3 protein-coding genes and 1 pseudogene are annotated in these 2,745 nt (G+C 53.8%); 2 read left to right on the forward strand and 2 right to left on the reverse strand.

What is annotated here, in order from left to right; all coding sequences use genetic code 11:
* Positions 1-206: pseudogene (locus tag DWY76_RS14460) on the reverse strand (DNA primase); the annotation flags it as partial.
* A gap of 73 nt (positions 207-279) precedes the next feature.
* Positions 280-888 (reverse strand): CHC2 zinc finger domain-containing protein, encoded by a 609-nt coding sequence (locus DWY76_RS13635; RefSeq protein WP_120081598.1) that lies wholly within the window; start codon positions 886-888, stop codon positions 280-282.
* A gap of 255 nt (positions 889-1,143) precedes the next feature.
* Here DWY76_RS13635 and DWY76_RS13640 point away from each other — a divergent pair, with 255 nt between their 5' ends.
* The gene (locus DWY76_RS13640; RefSeq protein WP_120081599.1) at positions 1,144-1,974 is read left to right on the forward strand and encodes a helix-turn-helix transcriptional regulator; all 831 of its coding nucleotides are present in this window, start codon (positions 1,144-1,146) and stop codon (positions 1,972-1,974) included.
* Complete coding sequence (locus DWY76_RS13645) at positions 1,958-2,623, forward strand: sigma-70 family RNA polymerase sigma factor (protein WP_120081600.1); 666 nt, start codon at positions 1,958-1,960, stop codon at positions 2,621-2,623. The genes DWY76_RS13640 and DWY76_RS13645 overlap by 17 nt, the downstream gene beginning before the upstream one ends.
* Positions 2,624-2,745: the final 122 nt, after the last annotated feature.

A 2,745-nucleotide genomic window follows, 5' to 3' on the forward strand; every position in this document is an offset into this window, starting at 1 on the left:
GAGGTGACATATTCCTCGATGTTCTCCAAGATGCGCTGCTTGATCTCGCTCTCGTCCTCCACCGGGCCGTCCAGCGTGTACAGCGTACCGTTGACGCATTTCAGCGGCCACTGTTCCAGAAAGGCGCGGCCAAACTGGACTTCATCGATCTTCTTGCCGTTGTACCAGTCCGGCCATAAGGGGTTGCGGGAAATGTTTTTCTTCATAGGGTAATTCTCCTTTAGAAAAGTGAAGTGGTGGGTCTCACGGTGAGACCCACCACTTCGGGTGAATAAACTATTAGGCGCACTTTGCCAGAGCAAGGCGGTCGGTGCGCTCTTCCAGCATCAGCAGGTACGACCCGGACAGCAGCCGTGCAGCGGCATCGGCCTTCTGCTGGGGCGTCCCAAATGCAACGCAGTCCGTCAGGTGCTCGACGGTCTCGTTCATGTGGAGGACTTCCACGAACCGCTCGTCCAGCGGTTCTTCCGGGCTGGCGGGCTTGTAACACTCTCGCCAGTCGTGCAGCAGGTCGAGATAATCGGTCAGCACCCGCAGACAGTAAGCAACGTCTGCTCGCTGTTCGTCCGTCAGGCCGCGCTTGGGCAGCAGCAGGGCGATAGCATTAGCGGGTGGCTTGTCCGGGTCAAGCCCAAAATCGTGTACGAGCTTTTCGGCGGCTTGCCGGGGATTCAGGCTGAACAGCTTGGCGGTGAGGTCGATCACATCCCCGGTAGCTCCACAGCCGAAGCAGTAATAATAGGTGTCGTTCAGCTTCATGCTGGGGGTGTTGTCGGAGTGGAACGGACAGCACACCATACTGCGGCGGTCTGGCTCCATGCCGTAGACCTTGGCAGCTTGCGGAACGGTGATGGCGGATTTGATTTTCTGAAACAGGCTCAAGGGCATTCCTCCTTTGTGTCGTGCGTTGCGCGTTGCACCAGAGACCCCAAAGCGGGAACTCTGGTGTTTTTTGCTTCCTGCCTGAATATACGGAAAATTTTGCAGGAAAGGCGAAAAAGTGGCAGAACTGCAACGGAAAAAGAAAAATGCCCTTACTGGTTGCAGGGCTGCAACAGCAAGGGCAGAGAGGAAACCGTATATTGAACAAAACGGCAGAGCGTATTATAATGAGGAAAAAGCTCAAAAAGGAGGGCCGACCACATGGCACAGGAATATCTGCCCGCACCATCCAACATTCGTCTTGCGGACTTGATGAAAGAGCACGACATCAGCCAACCGGAGCTTGCCAAGGAAATCGGCTGCTCCAAAAGCACTATCAGCCGTTTTATCAGTGGTGCGAAAGGAACCCTGACCCATGAGCAGGTGCTGAAGATCGCAAGGCTGTTCAACGTGTCCACGGATTTCCTTCTGGGAGAAACCAACATCCCTGACCGCAAGAACTACGACATTGCCGAACTTGGCCTGTCCGTAGAAGCCGCAAAGAACCTCTACACGGGGCGTGTCAATACAGAGGTGGTCAACCTGCTGTTAGAAAACGCCCGGTTTGCAGAGCTTACTTACCGCATAGCGCAGTATTTTGATGATACGTTTGCATCCGGCATTGCAGCACAGAACGCCATGCTCACGACATTGAGCACCCTGCTGCGCACAAAGGTCAAGACCCCGGAAGCAGCCAAAGCCGCAAAGGACATCAGTCTCCGAAGAAAGCCAGTGTACCAAGGCGACCTTGATGACATTGAAATGTACTTTATGGCAGCGGTCAAGGAAATCAAAAAGGGCATCGGGAGCCATTACGCCAAACAGGAAGCCATGAGCAAGAAAGTGGCAGAGAAGATGTTCACCGAATTGACCAAAGGGCAGGATGTGCAGCACCCAACGATTACGGCAGAGCAGCTGACAGACGCAATGTTGGGTAGCGTTTCGGGCATGGAGGGAGCTACGCCGGAAGCACTGGAACAGCTGCGGAACGGTCTGCTGGGAATCTTGCAGTCTGCCGCAGAGCAGGAAAACGCCCATGAAGCAGACGAATGAACGGCTTTGTGCGCTGGCACAGAAAGGCGATGCAACTGCGCTGGACAGCCTGATCGACAACAACAAGTCCTTTATCGGCAAGGTGGCGAATGACCTTTTTCGCAGCATGAATCTGGCACAGGCTGGCCTGAACCTTGACACGGACGATTTGAAACAGGCTGGCAATCTGGGCTTATGGAAAGCTGTGCCGAAGTTCGATGCAGCGCGCGGCATGAAGTTCCTGACTTATGCGGCTCCTGCCATCCGCAACGCCATGATGGACATGGTGCGGGATGCCTTTGCCGCTTTTGAACAGCGGATGGTAACGGAGGACAAGGACGGCGTCTGCTACCAGCGCGTTTCGCTGGACGATGTTCTGCCGGGAGAAGAGCAGCTGCGGCGCATCGAAGCCATAGCCGACCCCTATGCTATGCAGCCGCAGAGCATTATGGAAGAGCAGGAATCGCGCCGGGAACTGTACGATGGCCTGAAACGGCTGACCCAACGGGAGCAGACCTATCTGCTGTACCGCTATGGCTTTACTGATGGCAAGGAACATCCTTTGATTGGTACGGCGATATATTTCCACCTGACAAAAGGCCGCGCCCAAAAGACCGAGGAACAGGCTATGGATAACCTGTGGCTGGAATTGCCGTGGTGGTTTATCTGAGTGAAAAGAAAAATCGTGATTGTGCTACAAGTTTTCTGGAAATTTATGTGCAGCTATACGATTTTGAGGAATTTTGTAGACGGATGAAACAAAATAGGATTAAATCTAAGTATCTAAGGAAC

The sequence above is a fragment of the Faecalibacterium sp. AF27-11BH genome, assembly GCF_003603005.1.
Taxonomy (GTDB): domain Bacteria; phylum Bacillota; class Clostridia; order Oscillospirales; family Ruminococcaceae; genus Faecalibacterium; species Faecalibacterium taiwanense.